General features: G+C 36.8%; 15 protein-coding genes and 1 pseudogene. 7 read left to right on the top strand and 9 right to left on the bottom strand.

Annotated features, from left to right (window positions below):
• The first annotated feature begins 151 nt into the window (after nt 1-151).
• From ACEN36_RS03875 to ACEN36_RS03845, 7 genes and pseudogenes are all read left to right on the top strand, one after another.
• The gene (locus ACEN36_RS03875) at nt 152-694 is read left to right on the top strand and encodes a cysteine hydrolase family protein (RefSeq protein WP_407125990.1); all 543 of its coding nucleotides are present in this window, start codon (nt 152-154) and stop codon (nt 692-694) included.
• 78 nt (nt 695-772) lie between these two features.
• Entirely contained in the window at nt 773-1,996 is a 1,224-nt protein-coding gene (locus ACEN36_RS03870; RefSeq protein WP_407125989.1) for an MFS transporter, read from the top strand.
• A gap of 304 nt (nt 1,997-2,300) precedes the next feature.
• Nucleotides 2,301-4,529 carry a formate C-acetyltransferase gene (pflB, locus tag ACEN36_RS03865; RefSeq protein WP_407125988.1) on the top strand — a complete coding sequence of 743 codons (2,229 nt, stop codon included), beginning with the start codon at nt 2,301-2,303 and terminating at the stop codon, nt 4,527-4,529.
• 111 nt (nt 4,530-4,640) lie between these two features.
• Complete coding sequence (gene pflA, locus ACEN36_RS03860) at nt 4,641-5,408, top strand: pyruvate formate-lyase-activating protein (RefSeq protein WP_407097682.1); 768 nt, start codon at nt 4,641-4,643, stop codon at nt 5,406-5,408.
• A gap of 101 nt (nt 5,409-5,509) precedes the next feature.
• Nucleotides 5,510-6,457 carry a LysR substrate-binding domain-containing protein gene (locus tag ACEN36_RS03855; RefSeq protein ID WP_407097683.1) on the top strand — a complete coding sequence of 316 codons (948 nt, stop codon included), beginning with the start codon at nt 5,510-5,512 and terminating at the stop codon, nt 6,455-6,457.
• Nucleotides 6,458-6,507: 50 nt separating this feature from the next.
• Complete coding sequence (locus tag ACEN36_RS03850; protein WP_407125987.1) at nt 6,508-7,437, top strand: manganese-dependent inorganic pyrophosphatase; 930 nt, start codon at nt 6,508-6,510, stop codon at nt 7,435-7,437.
• A 984-nt stretch (nt 7,438-8,421) separates the two neighbouring features.
• Nucleotides 8,422-8,766: pseudogene (locus ACEN36_RS03845) on the top strand (transposase); the annotation flags it as partial.
• A gap of 199 nt (nt 8,767-8,965) precedes the next feature.
• On the opposite strand, the gene ACEN36_RS03840 reads toward ACEN36_RS03845, so the two are convergent.
• The 9 genes from ACEN36_RS03840 to ACEN36_RS03800 all read right to left on the bottom strand — a co-directional run bounded on the left by ACEN36_RS03840 (nt 8,966) and on the right by ACEN36_RS03800 (nt 19,133).
• Nucleotides 8,966-9,700 carry a hypothetical protein gene (locus ACEN36_RS03840; protein WP_407097685.1) on the bottom strand — a complete coding sequence of 245 codons (735 nt, stop codon included), beginning with the start codon at nt 9,698-9,700 and terminating at the stop codon, nt 8,966-8,968.
• Between the two features lie 712 nt (nt 9,701-10,412).
• Entirely contained in the window at nt 10,413-10,997 is a 585-nt protein-coding gene (locus tag ACEN36_RS03835) for a hypothetical protein (RefSeq protein ID WP_407097686.1), read from the bottom strand.
• A gap of 455 nt (nt 10,998-11,452) precedes the next feature.
• A complete protein-coding gene (locus tag ACEN36_RS03830) occupies nt 11,453-11,593 on the bottom strand; it encodes a hypothetical protein (protein ID WP_407097687.1) in 141 nt (46 codons plus the stop codon).
• Between the two features lie 429 nt (nt 11,594-12,022).
• A complete protein-coding gene (locus ACEN36_RS03825; RefSeq protein ID WP_407125986.1) occupies nt 12,023-13,432 on the bottom strand; it encodes an ISLre2 family transposase in 1,410 nt (469 codons plus the stop codon).
• Nucleotides 13,433-13,673: 241 nt separating this feature from the next.
• Entirely contained in the window at nt 13,674-13,970 is a 297-nt protein-coding gene (locus tag ACEN36_RS03820) for a rhodanese-like domain-containing protein (RefSeq protein WP_407097100.1), read from the bottom strand.
• A gap of 70 nt (nt 13,971-14,040) precedes the next feature.
• The gene (locus tag ACEN36_RS03815) at nt 14,041-16,935 is read right to left on the bottom strand and encodes an insulinase family protein (protein WP_407125985.1); all 2,895 of its coding nucleotides are present in this window, start codon (nt 16,933-16,935) and stop codon (nt 14,041-14,043) included.
• A gap of 149 nt (nt 16,936-17,084) precedes the next feature.
• The gene (locus tag ACEN36_RS03810; protein ID WP_407097098.1) at nt 17,085-17,831 is read right to left on the bottom strand and encodes a DUF3307 domain-containing protein; all 747 of its coding nucleotides are present in this window, start codon (nt 17,829-17,831) and stop codon (nt 17,085-17,087) included.
• Entirely contained in the window at nt 17,832-18,518 is a 687-nt protein-coding gene (locus ACEN36_RS03805) for a SatD family protein (RefSeq protein WP_407097097.1), read from the bottom strand. It abuts the gene before it with no gap.
• Nucleotides 18,519-18,659: 141 nt separating this feature from the next.
• Entirely contained in the window at nt 18,660-19,133 is a 474-nt protein-coding gene (locus ACEN36_RS03800; RefSeq protein ID WP_407097096.1) for a hypothetical protein, read from the bottom strand.
• Between the last annotated feature and the right edge of the window lie 134 nt (nt 19,134-19,267).

Here is a 19,267-nt window from a genome sequence, read left to right as displayed (position 1 = left end):
ACGGGCTTGGTTTTTTTGTACTTGAAATGGAAGTGAATAAGCATTAGATAAATTGTAATCAGGCTTTCAATTTAGTAAAATGAATGAACACAAATGTGAGCTTTTTTATTCTTTAATTCAAATCATTGTCAAAATTTTAGGAGGGATTTACATGCCAAAAGAAGCTTTATTAATCGTTGACATGAGTAATGATTTTGTTGCTGATAATGGAACCTTAACAGTGGGGAGACCTGCACAGGAAATCAGCCCTTATATCCAGGAACTAGCCACTGAATTTTTAGCAGGTGGTCATACAGTTGTCGTTGCAATGGATGCCCATCAACCAGATGACCCACATTTTGAATTATGGCCGCCTCATAATGTTGTAGGAACGAATGGGCAGCTCTTATACGGAGAATTAAACGATTGGTTTCAGAAACATCAAGGCCATGAAAATCTTCTCTATCAACCAAAAACCAACTATAATGCTTTTTTCAAAACTGGTCTAGCGGATACATTGAGAACTTCAGGAGTAGGTAAAATTCATGTAGTAGGTGTAACAACAGATATTTGCGATTTTCTAACTGTGGCAGGAGCTGATGCGGAAGGGTTCAAAACTGCCCTTCATAGACGAGGGGTAGCGACATTTACGGATCTTGGAGAGACTATGATCGAGCATATGGTACGTTGTTTCCATACAGAAGTAATTAATTGATTAAATGCTTTTCGAGAAGGATATTGCTAATATTATTTCGCGAAACAACAGTGTTTAGAAGAGAAATGGGTTGAAAAAATGAATGCACACCGACAGCAGCATCCGACGAACTGGTTAAGGAATATTACTCTCTTTCTAAGCAGCCAAACGATTACATTGTTTGGTTCGTCTCTTGTTCAGTATGCCATGTTGTGGCATGTCACCTTAACAACAGACTCCGGAACAATGATGACACTGTATATTATTTGTGGTTTTATTCCAACATTTCTATTGTCCCTAGTTGCAGGAGTATGGGCAGACCGCTATAACCGAAAAGTACTCATCATGTTATCAGACGGGTTGATTGCATTTGCGACGTTGATTCTTGCCATTCTTTTCTTTCTAGGGTCTGGTTCCATCTGGTTGCTTTACTTGATGGCCGCTATTCGCGCTTTTGGTGCTGGAATTCAAACGCCAGCAATCGGTGCGATTTTACCACAGATTGTTCCCGAAGAAATGCTAACGAAAATTAATGGAATCAATGGTACTATCCAAGCGATGGTCATGTTTATTTCGCCAGTAGTTAGTGCCGCTTTGTTAGATATTGCGACGATGGAAATGATTTTCATGATTGATGTAGTTACCGCAGCATTAGCTATTGCTGTCTTATTGATTTTAAAAGTACCAACTCACTACAAAGCGGCAACAGAGGAAATGAATAGCTATTTTACTGATTTTATGCAAGGAATCAGCTATATCCAGCATCATGACTATTTAAAAGTTTTCTTCTTTTTCATGTCTGTCTTATTCTTGTTGATTGCACCAGCTTCATTTTTGACTCCGTTGCAAGTAACACGTACCTATGGAGAAGAACTTTGGCGGTTATCGGTGATTGAAATTGCGTTTTCCATTGGTATGATAGCAGGAGGAGCCCTCATTGCTGTTTGGGGCGGGTTTAAGAATAAAATTATTACAATTGCTTCCGCCAGTATGGTAATGGGACTTTGTACGATTGCTCTCGGTGTACTGCCGAATTTTTGGTACTATCTTTTCTCGTTTGGTGTATTTGGAGTTGCACTTCCTGTTTTCAATACACCTGCGACTGTCATGTTACAGGAAAAAGTGACAGAAAATTATTTAGGGCGAGTATTTGGTATTATGAGTATGATATCTACTTCTATGATGCCATTAGGGATGCTTGTGTTCGGCCCACTTGCCGATATGCTGAAAATAGAATGGATCTTGGTAGGGACTGGTATTTTGATTAGTATACTGGCTATTTTTCTGATTCAAAACAAAACGCTTATAAAAGCAGGGAAATAACTATCTGCAATGATAAGCAATGGTTCTCCAGTATCATCCTGAGCGATGATACTGGTTTTTTTGTAGATAAAGAGTTTTATGTGATTTTAAAAACTTGACTATTTTTGATTTTTTATACCTTTTTCACAAATTTTAAAAGCTTATTTTAAAGTATAAAATGAGTAAGGCTCAGCGGGAGGAGACAAGCTATTGTTAAAAAAGTTCTATATAAGAATTGGATATTTTTTATTTATGTGATATAATGAGCGTGTAAAAAAGTTTGTTAGACTAAAACGACTCACATTAGATATACGGAGGTAAGGAAATGGAACAATGGAAAGGGTTTAAAGGTAAGGTTTGGAAAGAAGAAGTAAATGTAAGGGATTTTATCCAACAAAATTATCATCCGTACGATGGCACAGATGAATTTTTAGAGGGCGCAACAGAAGCGACTACTGCCCTTTGGGATCAAGTCATGGATTTAAACCGTCAAGAACAACAAGCAGGCGGAGTATTGGATATGGATACAAAAGTTGTTTCTACCATTACATCTCATGCTGCTGGTTACTTAAATAAAGAATTGGAACAAATTGCGGGATTCCAAACAGAAAAACCTTTCAAACGCAGTTTACAACCATTTGGCGGTATACGTATGAGTGAACAGTCTGCAGAATCTTATGGCTACGAAATAGACCCAGAAGTTTCTCACATTTTTCGTGATTACCGTAAAACTCATAACCAAGGTGTTTTTGATGCCTATACACCTGAGATTCGTGCTGCTCGTCGCAGCGGAGTCATCACTGGTTTGCCAGATGCATATGGACGTGGACGGATCATTGGGGATTATCGTCGTGTAGCGCTATATGGCGTAGATTATTTGATTAAAGAAAAGAAAGCAGATCTAGACACTAAGGGTTACGATACAATGAGTGATGACATCATACGTGACCGTGAAGAGATCAATGAACAGATTCGGGCTTTGGGCGAATTGAAAGAATTAGGACATATCTATGGTTTTGATCTCTCTCAACCTGCTGCTACAGCGAAAGAAGCTTTTCAATGGTTGTACTTGGGTTATTTAGCAGCCGTCAAAGAACAAAATGGTGCTGCAATGTCATTAGGACGTACATCAACTTTCTTAGATATTTACATGGAGCGTGATCTAAAAGCTGGTACTTTAACTGAAGCAGAAGCGCAAGAAATCGTAGATCACTTTGTGATGAAATTGCGTTTAGTAAAATTCTCTCGTACACCGGATTATAACGACTTATTTTCAGGTGATCCTACTTGGGTAACGGAAGCTATCGCGGGTGTGGGGATTGATGGCCGTCATATGGTGACTAAAAACAGCTATCGGTTCTTACATACTTTGTCTAATCTGGGACCAGCTCCAGAACCAAACTTGACTATCCTATGGTCTAAACAGTTGCCGGAGAATTTCAAAAAATTCTGTGCCAAAGTGTCTATTGCTTCCAGTGCTGTTCAATATGAGAATGACGACATCATGCGTGTGGAATGGGGCGATGATTACGGGATCGCTTGCTGTGTATCTGCTATGCGTATCGGAAAACAAATGCAATTCTTCGGAGCTCGCGCCAACTTGGCTAAAACGTTATTGTATGCGATTAATGGCGGGGTAGATGAAAAATCTAAACAACAAATTGGACCTAAGTATCAACCGATTGCTTCTGAATATTTGGATTATGATGAAGTTATGGAAAAATACGATACAATGATGGAATGGATCGCAGGGCTGTATTTGAATACATTGAACATCATTCATTACATGCACGACAAATATTCTTATGAACGCATCGAAATGGCGTTGCATGATAGCGATATCCTTAGAACAATGGCAACGGGTATTGCTGGATTTTCTGTAGCCATAGACTCATTATCTGCTATCAAATACGCTAAAGTTAAAACCATTCGTGATGAAGATGGTTTAGTAGTGGATTACGAAATCGAAGGCGATTACCCTAAATACGGAAACAATGACGACCGCGCTGATGAAATCGGGATCTGGTTATTAAAAACGTTCATGGGCAAAGTAAAAAAACATCCTGCTTATCGTGGAGCTACACATACGACTTCTATTTTGACCATTACCTCAAATGTCGTGTACGGTAAGAAGACGGGCAATACACCTGATGGACGTCGTTCAGGAGAACCTTTTGCACCAGGAGCTAACCCAATGCACGGCAGAGATACTCATGGAGCATTGGCTAGTTTGACATCAGTAGCTAAAATCCCGTACAAATATTCGTTAGACGGTATCTCAAATACATTCTCTATCATTCCAAAAGCATTAGGTAAAGAAGATGACGTACAACAAGAAAACTTAGCTAGTATGTTAGACGGATACGTATCTAAAGGCGGACATCATTTGAACGTAAACGTCTTTAATCGTGAAACGTTGGTTGATGCTATGGATCATCCTGAGAACTACCCTCAATTAACGATCCGGGTATCAGGATACGCTGTAAACTTCATCAAATTAACACGCGAACAACAAATGGATGTTATCAATCGCACCATGCATGCCAGCATGTAAGACAGAAAATCATTAAGCGACCGTTGCTGTCATAGCATAGCTAGTTTAAGTAAAAAGGAAGGGCTAGGAAGAATATCTTCTTAGCCCTTTTACAAAAAGGAGTCAAATACAATGAGTAATGAACCTGTCATCGGATATGTGCATTCGACAGAAAGTTTTGGTTCAGTTGATGGTCCTGGTATACGTTTTGTTACGTTTATGCAAGGGTGCCGTATGAGATGCGAGTTTTGTCATAATCCGGATACTTGGAATATGGGAGGAGGTACGCCTTATACGGCTGATGAATTACTGGATGAAGCGTTACAGTATCGTGATTATTGGGGTAAAAAAGGCGGAATTACGGTTAGTGGAGGTGAACCCTTGCTGCATATTGATTTTTTGATTGAGTATTTCAAAAAAGCCAAAGCAGAAGGGGTCCATACGACATTGGATACTTGTGGCCAGCCCTTTACACGGGATGAACCTTTTTTTAGTCGTTTTGAGGAATTGATGTCCTATACAGACTTGTTATTGTTTGATATTAAGCACATTGATGCAGAAAAGCACAAGCAGTTAACGATGCATTCTAACGAAAATATCCTAAATATGGCACGTTATTTATCTGATATAGGGAAACCTGTGTGGATCAGACATGTATTGGTTCCGGAACGTTCGGACTTTGACGAAGATCTTATTCGACTAGACCAATTTATAAAAAAACTGAAAAATGTCGTGAAAGTGGAGATTCTCCCTTACCATAAACTAGGACTTTATAAATATGCAGCGTTGAACATTCCTTATAAATTGCAAGGGATTGAGCCGCCTACACAAGACAGAATCGATAACGCCAATCGATTATTGCATATCGAAGATTATAAATTGTACCAATTTGTTCAATAAGTGAATAAATATTCTATTAAAAGAGCAATTTAAGATTGCTCTTTTTTAGTTGTTTGCTTATGATGAAGGTAGGGGAAAGGTTAAAGAGGAAGGGAATCAGAATGAATTTAAAAGACCAGAGTGTGTTTTCAGGAAAAACATTGGATTATTTTATTCAATTAACTGAAACCATGAACTATACATATGCTGCACAAAAGTTGGGTATCTCACAACCCGCTTTAACGCAAAGAATCAAAAAATTTGAAAGAGCATTAGGTGTTCCTTTATTTTATTTCAAAGGCAGAGAGATGCGGTTAACGGATGCTGGGCGAGTTATGGTCAGAGCCACACAATCGGTTCAAACGACCTTTAAAAACGCCATTGAAGACATAGAATACTTAGAAAATGAAAAAAACGGCCACTTAAAAATAGGTTTACTGTCATCGATAGAAGATGGAGTCTTTATGGACTTTATAGCGTCTTATTATGGAACCTTTCCTACTTGCAAAGTATCGTTGTATTTGTTGTCCAGAGAAGAAATCTGGCACCAATTAGAAAAGAATCAAATCGATTTCGCTATTTTGTGTTTGCCGGAAGACACGATAAAAAATTGGACTCATTATTCATCCAAAATCATAGTAGCTGAAGAATTATTTCTACTGCATCAGAGTGCTGAGTTAAAAGATCGTGTCTCCGTTCGTTTAAACGAAACGACTAATCATAAATGGGTTTTTTATCCACGGAATTTTTATGTCAATGATATTTTAAGGTTTAAATTTGTCCAACATAATCTTGATTTGCCTTTAGTTTCGGGCTATTTTTCAACGCCAAGACAACTACAGTTATTTAGTCAAAAAACCAATTCTCTCTCTGCATTACCTAAATCGTATATTGATGCTCATCCTTTAGAAAACGATCAACAGATGCTGCCATTTGATCCACCTATTACATATACACTGGCATTTGTGTATCAAAAAGAGAAAAGAACACTCGATCGTGTGAATCAATTTTTCACCTATTTTGACAAATTTTTAGAAGAAAAAGACTATGCCTCTAGACTAAAAAGCTAATTTGTTCTACTATAAAAGATGTGAATCAAAATAAAGGAGTGTCATGACAAATGAGCAAAATTTTAGTTTTTGGACATCAAAACCCAGATACAGATGCTATTGCATCAGCTATCTCATTTTCTTACTTGCAAAATGAATTAGGAAAAGATACAGAAGCGGTAGCTTTAGGAGAAATAGGGGAAGAGACTGCATACGCATTAAAATACTTTGGTATGAAAGCACCACGCGTCATTGAAACAGCAGCAAATGAAACCGACACGGTTTACTTAGTGGATCATAATGAAGCACAACAAAGTGTTTCAGATATTCAAGACGTTGAAATCGCATCTGTTGTAGACCATCACCGTATCGCAAATATTGATACAGCAAATCCTTTGTACTACCGTGCAGAACCAGTTGGTTGTACAGCAACGATTGTATTGAAAATCTTTAAAGAAAACAGCGTAACCATTCCTAAAAACATCGCTGGTTTAATGTTGTCAGCCATTGTTTCAGATACATTATTGTTTAAATCACCAACGTCTACAGCTGAAGATGAGGCAGCAGCAAAAGAACTTGCAGCTATTGCTGAAGTCGATTTAGATGTATATGGTTTAGACATGTTGAAAGCTGGAACAAACATGAGCGACAAAAAGGCTGAAGAATTGATTGATATGGATGCAAAAAGTTTCCCAATGGGCGACAAAAACGTCCGTATTGCACAAATCAATGTGGTTGATGTAGAAGATGTCTTTTCTAAACAAGCTCAATTAGAAGAAGCTATCCAACAAGCCAATTTAGATAACGGTTATGATTTATTTATTTTAGTTGTCACAAATATCTTAGATAGTGATTCAGTGGTTTTGGCTATCGGTAATCCGATTGCAGCTGTTGAAGAAGCCTTTAACGTAAAACTAGAAAACAACAAAGCAGTCTTAAAAGGTGTCGTATCACGTAAGAAACAAGTGGTTCCACAATTAACAGAAGCTTTAACTAAATAAGCTGTAAAGCAATCAAACATCCTGAAGGCTGATAAAAAATCAGTCATCAGGATGTTTGTCGTTAAAAAACATTTACGGACAGACGGCAGCAAACTAAACTGAAATGAGCTTAGAAACGTGCTGAGAAACTAATATATGGATTAAAAGAGTTTTTAGTACAGCAAAATGAAATCATAACTATTTGAAGTAAATAGTTACAACATGTAATGAGTTGAAAGATAAATTTCTAAGAACTCAAACAAAAACAATCAGTGAGATAAAGTTCAGTCAACAAGTGAATCGAACTATAATAAAGAAAGAAAAAAAATTTTCTTAAGTTGGAATCAAAAAACAGCTCAAGAGAAAGAAAACAGGATAAAAGAGGATAATTTTTAAGTTTTAACCAGTTATTATCTCTGTCAACTACTTTGTATAATATATATTATGTAAACTAAAAAAATAAGAAACAAATCAATCCCATTCAATATAAAAGCTCTCTTCATCCGCTCTTCTAATTAATTTATTCTTAATTAAAAATCATGGCGTCTCACACTCGCGCTCCGTTATCAATTTTTTTTTGATAATGTCATTGCATGAGCATAGCTGATCTTATCAAGTTGCAACTTGACGATATACTTATCACAGCGTAGCAGCTAATTTCTATTAGCAATAGTCCGTAGGCTGATCTATGCATTTTGCAATGGGAAGCCGACCGACTAAGTTTTTTTAACAAGAACTATAAACTTGTAAACTATTTAATTCTCAAAGGACAAACAAAATATAATTTAATATAACTATAGTTTCGATTCCAAGTCAACGTACATTTAGGTTTCGCGTTATGGAAACTTATGAATTTGCTTAGAAAACCGCGTTTGATCTGATACATTTTTCTCATTAGAAATTTTAATGAGATTTTGAATTGATTTAAACTCCAATTTATTTATTTGGTTGTTCATTTCTCCTTTTATGGAATTGATATATTTTGTAGAATAATTAAAGTGTTTTTTTATCTTTGATGTCGAAAAATGTAAACAATGCCCATTAAAAGATACTTGCTATAACAACACTAAAACAAAAACATACTCTGTCACTATAAAAAATAGAGAACATACACAACAATTAGCCTTTGAAGAAAGCGACTATTTTAAAGAACGTTCAAAAAACAGATATAAAATAGAGGCAAAAAATAATGAATTAAAAAATAGACACGGTTATAAAAAAGCGCATTTAACCGGTTTATTTGGCATGAAATTACAAGGGGCCACCACGCTCTTTGTAGTGAATATGAAGCGAATTATAAAGCTGAAAGAAGAAAAAACAAGAAAAAATGAAGAAAATAGACAAAAATAATCAGTGATAACTGTTTACGTTTACGTAAAAATTCAGAAATCACTGATTATTTTTTTGTGTTTGTACATGATAATTTTAGACTGCTAGTTTTTCAGCAGCCTCTGTGCCAGCATTTGACTTTTTTTTAATATTAAACGAAAACGTCTTGTGATTTAATTAACAATACTGAAATTCGGTAAGGATATAGTTTTATGCAACACTAGTGAAATAGAATAATAAATAAATTGAAAAAAGCAATACCTAAGATGATTAACATTGGCTGTAAGAAGCTATCGTTTATAAGATTGAAAAATAAACTAGATTGTTTATCTAGTTCAGCATTTATTGCAATTTCATTCCCTTGCGCCACAAATTCACTAAATAGTGGACCAATACTTTCTTGATCCACTCCATATACTTCGTATTCACCAGCTGACAGATTTAATGGAGTAAACGTGTGAATGAGATTGACTTCTGAATCAACTTGCTGCGAAGAATCTTCTATAGTCGTTTCAAAAAGGCCAACAACATTAAATACTTCATTATTAATAGTTAGTGTACTGTTTTCATTATTAATACGGTAAACCCAATCAGAGTTTTTCTCTACCAATACGCTTGGTACGCCCTCTTCAAATCCTCGATTAAATTGTTGCAGAGCCTCATCTGATATTTTTTCATCAACAAGATAATCAGCTTCTAATTTACCATACACTCCTATACGGTCATCAAAATATGGAAAGAAAAGCATGGAGAATTCCTCTTCGTTATACCAATTATCCAACTCGGAAATAATTCTATTTCCACTTGTTGCTGCGTTCCACGACTGAAAGACAATTTCTTCATGTTCTGCTTTTTCTGCTTCGAATAGCACTTGATATCTAAGAATAAAAATTGAAGTGAAATGTTGAAGTAATAGAAAGAATAATAAAATAAAAGCAATATGTGGCTTTCTCATAAACCAACCAACTCTCTTTTTATTGATGAAACTTATTAGTTATTATTTTGAAATTACCCGAGCCATAGGCCATGGGTTACTTGTTGCAACGTAAGTATGTCCATAATTAAATACTACTTGTGGTGCAACAGGATTAAGTGTATCAAAGTATGAGTGTTGACGTTTTCGATAGGATTTGAGGCAGCCTTTACTTCTCCTTCAGATAGACCCAATAACCCAAAAGATAAAGCGGTTACATAAGAAAACCTCGAGCGTGAGCTCGAGGTTTTCTTATGCCATGGAAACAATAAAATTTTAATGCAACACTAGTGAAATTAAGTACAAAATTCCGTTCCCTTGGTAGCCAGAGTTGTTAAGTAGAGCACTGAATGAAACGCTTGTTCGAATCACTAATCACTTCTTAATGGTATAGGCTAAAAAGAAGTTATATACTTATTATTCTTCAAAGAGATTAGGGATAAAGACGCAAAAGTATTTACCAAAATTTCTTTCTAGATAATACGATAGATTTTTATGACAATTCATCAATTTACAAGTGATGAACATATAGCTTACTATGTTTGTTTCATTAAAGTGATTGCGATTATTTAATACATAAAAAAGTCTCTCCTTAAGAGATGATGAACCTTCTATAGAATGAAATTCATATATTACTTTGTAATTTTCTAAATTGATTATGACAACTAACGAATATGAGGCTTTATTGGATTAATTACCAAATCCCTCGCATGAATGCTCTAGCATGTCCATCTCCTCTTAATTGAAGATACAAGCACATATCATGTTGGCCAAACCCCGCAATATTATATTTTTCACGGTATCTTGCTTCAGCGTACCGACTATTTCCGGTTACATGTGGAGTAAGTACTTCATAATACTTTTCTCCAGTTGGACTAATTACCGATGCATTAAATTCTCCATTTGATACCCCAAGAATATTAGCATTATAGGGACTAAGGTTTACTCTAAATGTTGCAGTCATTGTTCCAAACCAGCTTGCTCCTTGCGTACCCGTAAAGTTAGCACTGACTTTTTTGCTATACGATCCATTTGGCCACGTAGCAAAAGGGGCTATTAATTGATCTTCTGTATCTTCAACTGTAATGGTTAATGTTCCTTTTTCTGTTTCGATAACTTCTGAATAAAAGTCGTCTCTAATATCGAATTCTTCTGTCCCCACTAATTCTTGAGACAGTTCTGGAGAATCAATCTCTGCGCCCATGACTGGTATTGGCGTGAGACTCATCGTGACTATAGAAAAAAATGAAATAATAATTAACTTTAACTTTGTTTTCATTACTGATATCTCCTTTTTCATTAGTTTTTTTTAACGACCACTAGCATTTTTGTATGACTCTCATAATAATGAGGTTCATCTCTTTAGGAGAAAGCTTTTATGAAGTAATCACACTATTAAAATCTAATAAATTCTTATAAAAGTCTGGGAGGCATAATTAGCGAGTAGGAATAATTAATATTGAACTAAGGGCTCTTCCTTTTTTGAACACGCTTTCATTTCCGAGTGCAATGATTTTGAAAAGCATAATTTATTTATAAAGAAGAGCATGATTCTTTACTAAAGTTTATTAGTTATGAATTCTTAATAGATGTCATTGGTATAATTTGAGTTAATCGTGGAAACTTGTTTACTATTGGTACATTTATCTTGGTTTATTAAGTAGAAAGAAAGTACGTAGTAATTCTCTCTTCTCAACATAAAAAAAGCACCCCAAAATAAAAGTTATCACTTTTTTAAAGATGATTTTCATTTCCTTCATTTTTCTCATACATTTTAATTAATATATCTCGAATCTCAGATAATCTTTTTAAAACAAAATAAGCAAAGAAAGGAAAAACAATCCAAGAAAGCAATTTAAAAATTGGCAAAATCATTTTCATTCTCCTTTTATTATAGATAATTACTGTTCGTTCTAATTTTACTTCTCTATAATTATTCTTATGACAAATTGTTCGTGATTACGCAAAGAGTTAGTAACTTATTAACCATTAAGGAACATTCAAAATACTCAGGCCTCCTTCCTAATGGGATAAAAACAAAAGCTTATTTTCCTTATGTCCATATGTGTTAATCAACTAAATTATAGAATAAAGAAGGTTCTTTGTCAAATAGTGTTGGTAAGAAGTATGTGTCATCGTTGGTAAGAAGTATGTGTCAAGTTTTTCTCGGGCGTCCCATTACTGTGCTAGTTTAGGCACTCTACTTTTGTACACTTGTCAGCTACCGCACGGCTCCGCCGCTTGCTGGCCCATCTTTTGAAAGAACGTTCCTAAAACCAGGAACCTTCTCCCAAAAGACAGGAATTAACGAAAACTTTTGATTAATTGTCCTATTGCCGATGAATGAGAGGCATATAATGGAATCGTCCCATTCTTTGCACCAACTGATTGCCGTATTTTCTCATGCAATAACGACGATAAACGAACCGTTTGTTTCAACTTGCGTTGTTGCCGGGTACTTCTATTTTGCTGATGAAGATAGGCTTCGCGTAAGGTGTGATTGAACATGCCTTGTTTTACTTTTACCATAGCTTCACAGCCTTCTGCGCTCCAATGCATCCCACGTTTTTTCATTCGAAAAGAAATATGCCGTTGATTCGACTCCATTGCGCCTAAACCTCTTGCGTCCTTCGGCACTTGTTCTGCTTTTTCACGCCAGTCGAAAATCCGATCCCAATTCCGTAATACGTATGTTCTAAACGTATTCAATTTTTCCACTGCCGGTGTCTCGTCTAATGTACTTTCATACGTATCCAACCAAATAGTTAATTCATCTAAATCATGCGTTTTTAATGCTTGACGGATAGGCTGTTTAAAAACGTTATTTTGCGATCCAAACGCGCGGTTTAAGCCTTGAAAGACATGATAAGAGTCTAGTTGATTTAAAACAGGGTAGTTCGATTGAGAAAAAGCTTCTTGGAATTTGTCTGCGGTATACCCTTGTCCACCGTCACTATTGGTAATGATTTGAGCTTGCTGTAAGGCATAATGATTCGCTGTAAAAGCTTGGACTTCTGCCCAAAAACCAGCGGTTTTTTTAGTCGTCATGATGGCTTTGGGTTCTTTTAAAGAGACGCGCTTTCCGTTTTTCTCCCAGCCTTCGTAAAGGATGGCATGACGAACTTCTAAGCTTTTTTTCTTTTCTGTCCCACGTACAAAAACCCCATCCGCTTCGGCGTAAAAATAGTCCACCTTTTTTCCTTCGGGCAACTCCGTGGCTTCTTCTAGTTCCAATACATTTTCTTCATCCTCGCGTGATTGTGCTGCTCCAACGCGTTTAAGAAGGCTGCCGACTGTTTGATGATTCAGCGTAACGGCCGTCCATTCGTTTAGAATAGCTGCGGTATCTCGATAAGTAGCTTTACTTGCTAACTCTGCCACTTTTACTTCTACTAGTGGGCTATGGCGTTGATATTTTCGAATGCCAAACCATTCATCTAGTGGATAATGGTTCTGATCATTAGTGTCTACCATTAGGGTACGACGGTACCGAACGGGACCGAAAATAAATTGAACCGTTTTCCAATCTGCTCGTTTTACTTTCCAACCTTCACGTTGTTTTTCCTCTTTGATCACTTCGTTGAAGTTCGACAAAATCTGACCCATTAACTGAGCGAACACATCATACATATAGCCTTGAATCGCTTCTTCTGTTTCTATTAAGTTGCTTGAATCCTTTATTATTTGATAAACCTTTGATATAATCTTATCCATAAGAAGGCCTCTTTCATTTATGTATTTGCCCTGCAAAGCATACATTTATGATAAAGTGCCTTCTTTCTTTTTTCCAGTAAAATTATTGGCTCTCGAGAACTATTTTACACATACATTTTATTCTTTTTAATATTGCTGCATTTTTAAGCGAGATTTATTGTACATGCACGCTTTTAAATAGAAAAAGCGTACTGAATAGTTGATTCAGCACTCTGCTTCACGGACCTTTTAAAACCCTCTTCTATTCTACTCTTCCGCCCCACTCGTTCATTCCGCCAGTCATATTTTTAACCGTGTACCCTTCAGCTGCTAATTGATTACAAGCTGCGGCACTACGTTTTCCAGACCGGCAAACAAGAATGTGTTCTTTTGTTTTATCGAGTTCTTCTTTGCGTTCGTCTAATTCTCCTAAAGGAATGTGTTTGATTCCTGGGATAGCTCCTGAAGCTACTTCATCAGCTTCACGTACATCTATGATAGATACTTCTTTTTCGTCTTCCATTAACGAGGCTACTTCTTTTGGTGTGATAACGTTCATTCTATGTCCTCCTTTCACCCATACATCTTAGCTTTTCTCATTATGAGTGATTGTGTATGTTTTCAGCAGTTTAATACAGCTCATACATTTTATCAAATAAGTCATTTTCAGTTTCAATTTGCGCTTTATTACCGATTACGACCATCGTGCTATCGTCCAGTACGCTCGCTACATCTTTGTGAAGACTTGCGAGTGCTTTTGAGTCAACCTCTAAGATCGCTTCTTTCAAATGCATCAATTCTTCGCGAGTAACCCCCGATTTTAAGCGATTAAAGGCAGTTAATCCTTTAGTGAAAGCAGATTTCGGTTGTTCCATTGGGCTGATCGTTCCGATAATGTATTTCAACAACTCGCTGTCAGACAAGTCTATTCGCGCTACATAATCTGGCAGGCCTTTATAAGCCTCTATCGTTTTACGAATATTCGGATCACGGTAAGAACTCAAGGCAAATTGACCATTTCTTTGGTGGTTGTACAGCGATCCATATGCCCCGCCTTTCACCCGTATCTCATTCCACAAATAACTGTAACGAATCGTCGTAGCCAAAACTTTTGCAGCACCGCTGTAATTCAATACATCACCAGCATTTGATGCTATAGCCACATAGTTCACATCTTGAGCTGTGACATAGGCTTCATTTTGTTTGGCCCCTGGTGTAATGACTGCCGGTTCACCTAATTCAGCACTTGGCAGCCCAGAGAAAGCTGTTTGCATTTTTTCTTTAACTAGGTTTTCGCGGTCTTGTTCCCCGACATATAGAATATTCAACCGATTTTTATTCAGCAGGCGACTAAAGGTTTGAGTGATGCGTTCTTTTACATCTTTCGCTTTATCCGATTGCAAATCAGCACGAATCTCTTTTAAGAACTGAAATTGGTCTATTCCACTGGTCAATTCATTTAATTTAGCTGATGGTTTTAGTTGACTCAACGCACGGTTTGCTGCCAATACGTGAGAACTGGAATTGATCCGGCGTTCAAATTGAGAAATCAATTGCTGTGTAGTTTTTAATATTTCGCCGTTATCTTCAGTCTGCGTATGGCACATGATCTCTTGCATCAATAAGACCAGCTCTTCCAGGGATGACTCTAACGCTTTTCCACGCAAAATAAAGTAAGGCTTTAATTCTCCTGTTTGATCTTCAAATACCGCGATAGTTCCGTAAATACCACCTGTATGCAAGTCTATTTGACGTTGCAATGTTGCTGCATTGTATGTTTTAGTCGCTAGTTTACCTACCAAATGGCTCACTAAACTCAACCATCGATATTCATCAGCAGAAACATCCTTCAAATCGATATACAAACTCACATAATCGATCCCTGAGGTAAATTGTTCCGCATGATAAAAACGGGTTTCTTTGTCAAAGGACGTTTCCGTCAGTGGATATTTTTCTACATGTGTACTGAGATCTTCCTTCATCAACGTTGGAATTTTAGCCAACTCTTCCGGTTTATCTGGTGTTTCTTGACGTTCAATCAACGCTTGAGTCTGTTCAATGAGAGCAGCAACTTCTTCATCCGACAACTCTTCTTTATACGCTTGCAACTGTGCATGAGCTTCTACTTCTAATCGATCACTCTTCCCAGGCTCAGCTTCTAACATTACCGCTGTCTTTAACGGATTGTTCAACAATTTATCTTTGATCAATTGTTCAAAATACCCTTTGCCGGCTAATTCTCCCAATTCTTTCAAATAGTCTGAAAATTGTAAGTTCACATAAGGGCTCTTATCATATAACCACGAACGATAGGCGTTGATAGCGTAAATAACACCGCGCGGGCTGTCTTCTGAAATAGCCGCTTCTTTAGTCTGAAAGGCAATTTTGTTTAATGCCGCATCAATCAGCTCTACATCAATTCCTTCAGTTGTCAGTGACTCTAATGTTTCTTGTACTACTTGTTTGAACTGATTCATTTTAGCAGTATCTGAATACTTAGCCGTGATCATAAATGCTGTCGGATAACCAAAATCGGCTAATCCGCCTACAATGTCTCCACCAATATCCGCATCTAATAACGCTTTTTTTAATGGCGATTGATTACTGCCCAATAAAATCTCTTCTACTACCTCTAATCCATACATATCCAATACATCACTCGGTTCAGCCACATGCCACCCTAAAGCCAGATAATCTTTTCCTTCAGGATCATCTCCTGCCGTTATAGAATAAGTAGCTTTAAATACAGCTTCATCAGGAACAGTCACTTCAAAAGACAAATCAACGGCTTTTGTTTGTTTCTCTAACCCACTGAAATACTCTTCCAGTGCACCAAAGACCTCTATTTCATCAATGTCTCCGTATAACACGGTAAGAGAATTGCTGGGATGATAATACTGTTGATGGAAAGCGGTAAATTCCTCTTGTGTCAAACTAGGTATCGCTTTGGGGTCTCCACCAGATTCATGACGGTATACACTGTTTGGATACAATTGTCGCGTTAAATGATGCTGTACTTGTCTTTCCGGAGAAGCAGTCGCTCCTTTCATTTCATTGTACACCACACCTTTATAGATCAACTCATCATCAGCAGCTTCTAAATGGTAATGCCAACCTTCTTGCGCTAATATTTGTGCATTTTCGTAAAAGTTTGGTTTAAAGACCGCATCTAAGTAAACGCTTATTAAATGCATGTAATCTTTTTGGTTGGTCGATGCCACTGGATAGATTGTCTTATCTGAAAAAGTCATGGCATTGACAAATGTATTTAGTGACCCCTTTATCAACTCAACAAACGGTTCTTTTGAAGGGTATTTTTTAGATCCATTCAATACGGAATGTTCGATAATGTGCGCAATTCCGTTATCGTTGTATGGAGGTGTTTTGAATCCGATTGTAAAAGCCTTGTTGGGATCGTCATTGGCTAAATAAAGAACTTTTGCTCCTGTTTCTGCATGTTCATAAATTGTTCCTACAGACTGAATATCCGGTAACTCTTGTGTATCGATTTTTTTGAATGCCATAAAATTCTCCTTTTCCCACAATAGGTGTTTTTGTTCTGTATGAATAGTATACCATTTAAATTTTTCTTGCTCAGTATTTTATCCTATCTAACTAAAAAAGATTCGCTAAAAAGCGAATCTTAGATAATGATTCATTAATATGCACATCTTTAGAAAATGAAAAAATAGCTGATGATGATCAATAAGGTACTCAATAACGTTCCCAATAAATAATACTCGGCAAATTGAGGATTCTCTGAAATTTTATTGTATCGTGCAATCGACTTCGCGGTCAAAACAAATCCTATAGCAGTAAACTGGTTGGCATACAACATCAATAGGATAAAGACCCGTTCAAAAACCCCTATCAGTGCACCAGCATTAGGGATACCTTCATCCACATGCTCTTCACTCGTCGGCCGGTAGTAATTCAATACTTTCTTAATGGTGGTAATGCATGGCTGCATCAAGACTAATAGAATCAACACCCAAGACAACAGACTTTCCAAGGTCCACCCTAGCTCTGCTATTACAGACTCTACTACTGAAAAAGGAAGGATCGTTATGGAAGAAAGGCTAAGATAGACACCGACCGTCAACAAGACCAGAATATGTAAGCCTTGGTCTATCAGATAAACGAATGTATCTTTACCTTTTTCAATTGGATATTTGCGATGAGCCAAAAATTTCGATCCATCAATCAAAAAATGCAGCGTGGAGACCCATAAGGCGATTTTAACTAAAGACCATCCAAAAAACGGAAGCGTTACGCCTACCATAGTGATCAAATATCCTAAACAATGTAGCCATAATTTTTTACCTGAATATTCTTTGTCTCTGGCCAACGTAGATGATTGAAAGTAAAAGTCGCCCAGAACATGTCCAATAAATAAAGTTAACAAAACTTCCTGATTCAACTAATCATCCTCCCGAGTATTTTGGCTTAGAAACAGACTGGTATCCGTCAATGCTGTTTTATAAGTATAATATTTTGCTGTATTCAGCGCTTTGTTGACGCTGGATTGACCAATACCTAATGCTTCAGCTGTTTTATATTGATTCTCACTATGTGTGAAATAAGTATACATCACTTCTTTTTGACGATCTGACCACTTTGATTTTAAAGCTGTGGCCAGAGATAGAATAGTATTCAACAATTGATCTGTTTGTAAAGAATCAGTACCAGAACAAATCATCATGTTGGTTTCACTTCGGGTATATTTATTTTCATTGGCTTCGATCGTTTCAATCATTTGCCGTGCCCGATGATAAGCTGGACCGTCCATCTCCATTGAATTTTCTCGTTGGATCGTGGTGCTGATGTCTCCAAGACCGATGCCGAAGCGCAATTCAATAGGAGACATGGCCAATTCAATTTCAAAAACAATACTCATAATCGTCTGTTTGTTTTTTAGCAGGCCTTGAAAGCTGTCTCCTAAAGTAATCATAAACTGAGAAGCAATGTCATCCGCATATTTCTGATTGATATGTTGCAAAGTAGACCGAAACTTTTCTTGAACTTCTTTTCGGTCGGCAATATTGCGGGAGTCTTTGATGTCGCCTATGATGGCTGCATACGGATTTTTTTCCAATTGTTTTGTCATCTGTTCACCTCTTTAATTGATTATATCATAAGATTCAACTTAAAAGGCATCATTTGCTAAGATGCCCTTTAAGTTGAATCTTATGACAGAGAGCAAAAAAACTCAAGAACAGTTTTTGTTCTTGAGCAAAGTTTTTTAGTTTTAAGGGAGTTGGGAGAAAACTTCTGTGACTGTTTTTTCGGGATCGATTAAGACATACAAGTGACCGTCTGCACCCATTTGCGTTGACTGATGTTTGTTGTCTAAGCCATCTGGATCTTGTGCTTCGTAAGGGAAATAAATGCGTTCTGACTGAATGACCTCTGAAGACGTATCGGTTGGATCTATATACAAAATATCCATTGTTTCAATGTCTGAGTATTTTTTAATGCGTTCAAACATTCCTGATTCCAAGCCGCCATAGTTGATATTTTCAGCATCTACACGGTCAGCTTCCGGCAACAATTCAATTTTAAACGACTGACAAGGATGAATTTCTTGAAAATCACTGCCGTTGATTCTGCCATAAGAAGTCGTTACCTGTTTGATCCATAAATCCCCAATCACTTCACGATTGACAACTAAAATATCTCCGTTACGGAAAAACAATTGTAAAGCAGTCATTTCTTTTTGCATGTTCAACACTCCTCTAAATTTTCATTTTTATATAGTTCATCGTTTCACAATTTTATTTTACCATTTTTAGAATATTTTAGCAACATTTTATCACATACACCCGAAAGTTAGTGAATAAATTAATTAATCGATTT

It is taken from the genome of Desemzia sp. FAM 23989 (assembly GCF_045528345.1).
Taxonomy (GTDB): Bacteria; Bacillota; Bacilli; order Lactobacillales; family Carnobacteriaceae; genus Desemzia.
Note: the sequence above shows the minus strand (reverse complement) of the source record. Positions and strands in the feature narration are given on the sequence as shown.

Excerpts from the sequence above, each read along its gene's own strand:
- ACEN36_RS03875 (WP_407125990.1), top strand. The coding sequence starts at position 152 with ATGCCAAAAGAAGCTTTATTAATCGTTGACATGAGTAATGATTTTGTT.
- ACEN36_RS03870 (WP_407125989.1), top strand. The coding sequence starts at position 773 with ATGAATGCACACCGACAGCAGCATCCGACGAACTGGTTAAGGAATATT.
- pflB (WP_407125988.1), top strand. The coding sequence starts at position 2,301 with ATGGAACAATGGAAAGGGTTTAAAGGTAAGGTTTGGAAAGAAGAAGTA.
- pflA (WP_407097682.1), top strand. The coding sequence starts at position 4,641 with ATGAGTAATGAACCTGTCATCGGATATGTGCATTCGACAGAAAGTTTT.
- ACEN36_RS03855 (WP_407097683.1), top strand. The coding sequence starts at position 5,510 with ATGAATTTAAAAGACCAGAGTGTGTTTTCAGGAAAAACATTGGATTAT.
- ACEN36_RS03850 (WP_407125987.1), top strand. The coding sequence starts at position 6,508 with ATGAGCAAAATTTTAGTTTTTGGACATCAAAACCCAGATACAGATGCT.
- ACEN36_RS03840 (WP_407097685.1), bottom strand. The coding sequence starts at position 9,700 with ATGAGAAAGCCACATATTGCTTTTATTTTATTATTCTTTCTATTACTT.
- ACEN36_RS03835 (WP_407097686.1), bottom strand. The coding sequence starts at position 10,997 with ATGAAAACAAAGTTAAAGTTAATTATTATTTCATTTTTTTCTATAGTC.
- ACEN36_RS03830 (WP_407097687.1), bottom strand. The coding sequence starts at position 11,593 with ATGATTTTGCCAATTTTTAAATTGCTTTCTTGGATTGTTTTTCCTTTC.
- ACEN36_RS03825 (WP_407125986.1), bottom strand. The coding sequence starts at position 13,432 with ATGGATAAGATTATATCAAAGGTTTATCAAATAATAAAGGATTCAAGC.
- ACEN36_RS03820 (WP_407097100.1), bottom strand. The coding sequence starts at position 13,970 with ATGAACGTTATCACACCAAAAGAAGTAGCCTCGTTAATGGAAGACGAA.
- ACEN36_RS03815 (WP_407125985.1), bottom strand. The coding sequence starts at position 16,935 with ATGGCATTCAAAAAAATCGATACACAAGAGTTACCGGATATTCAGTCT.
- ACEN36_RS03805 (WP_407097097.1), bottom strand. The coding sequence starts at position 18,518 with ATGACAAAACAATTGGAAAAAAATCCGTATGCAGCCATCATAGGCGAC.
- ACEN36_RS03800 (WP_407097096.1), bottom strand. The coding sequence starts at position 19,133 with ATGCAAAAAGAAATGACTGCTTTACAATTGTTTTTCCGTAACGGAGAT.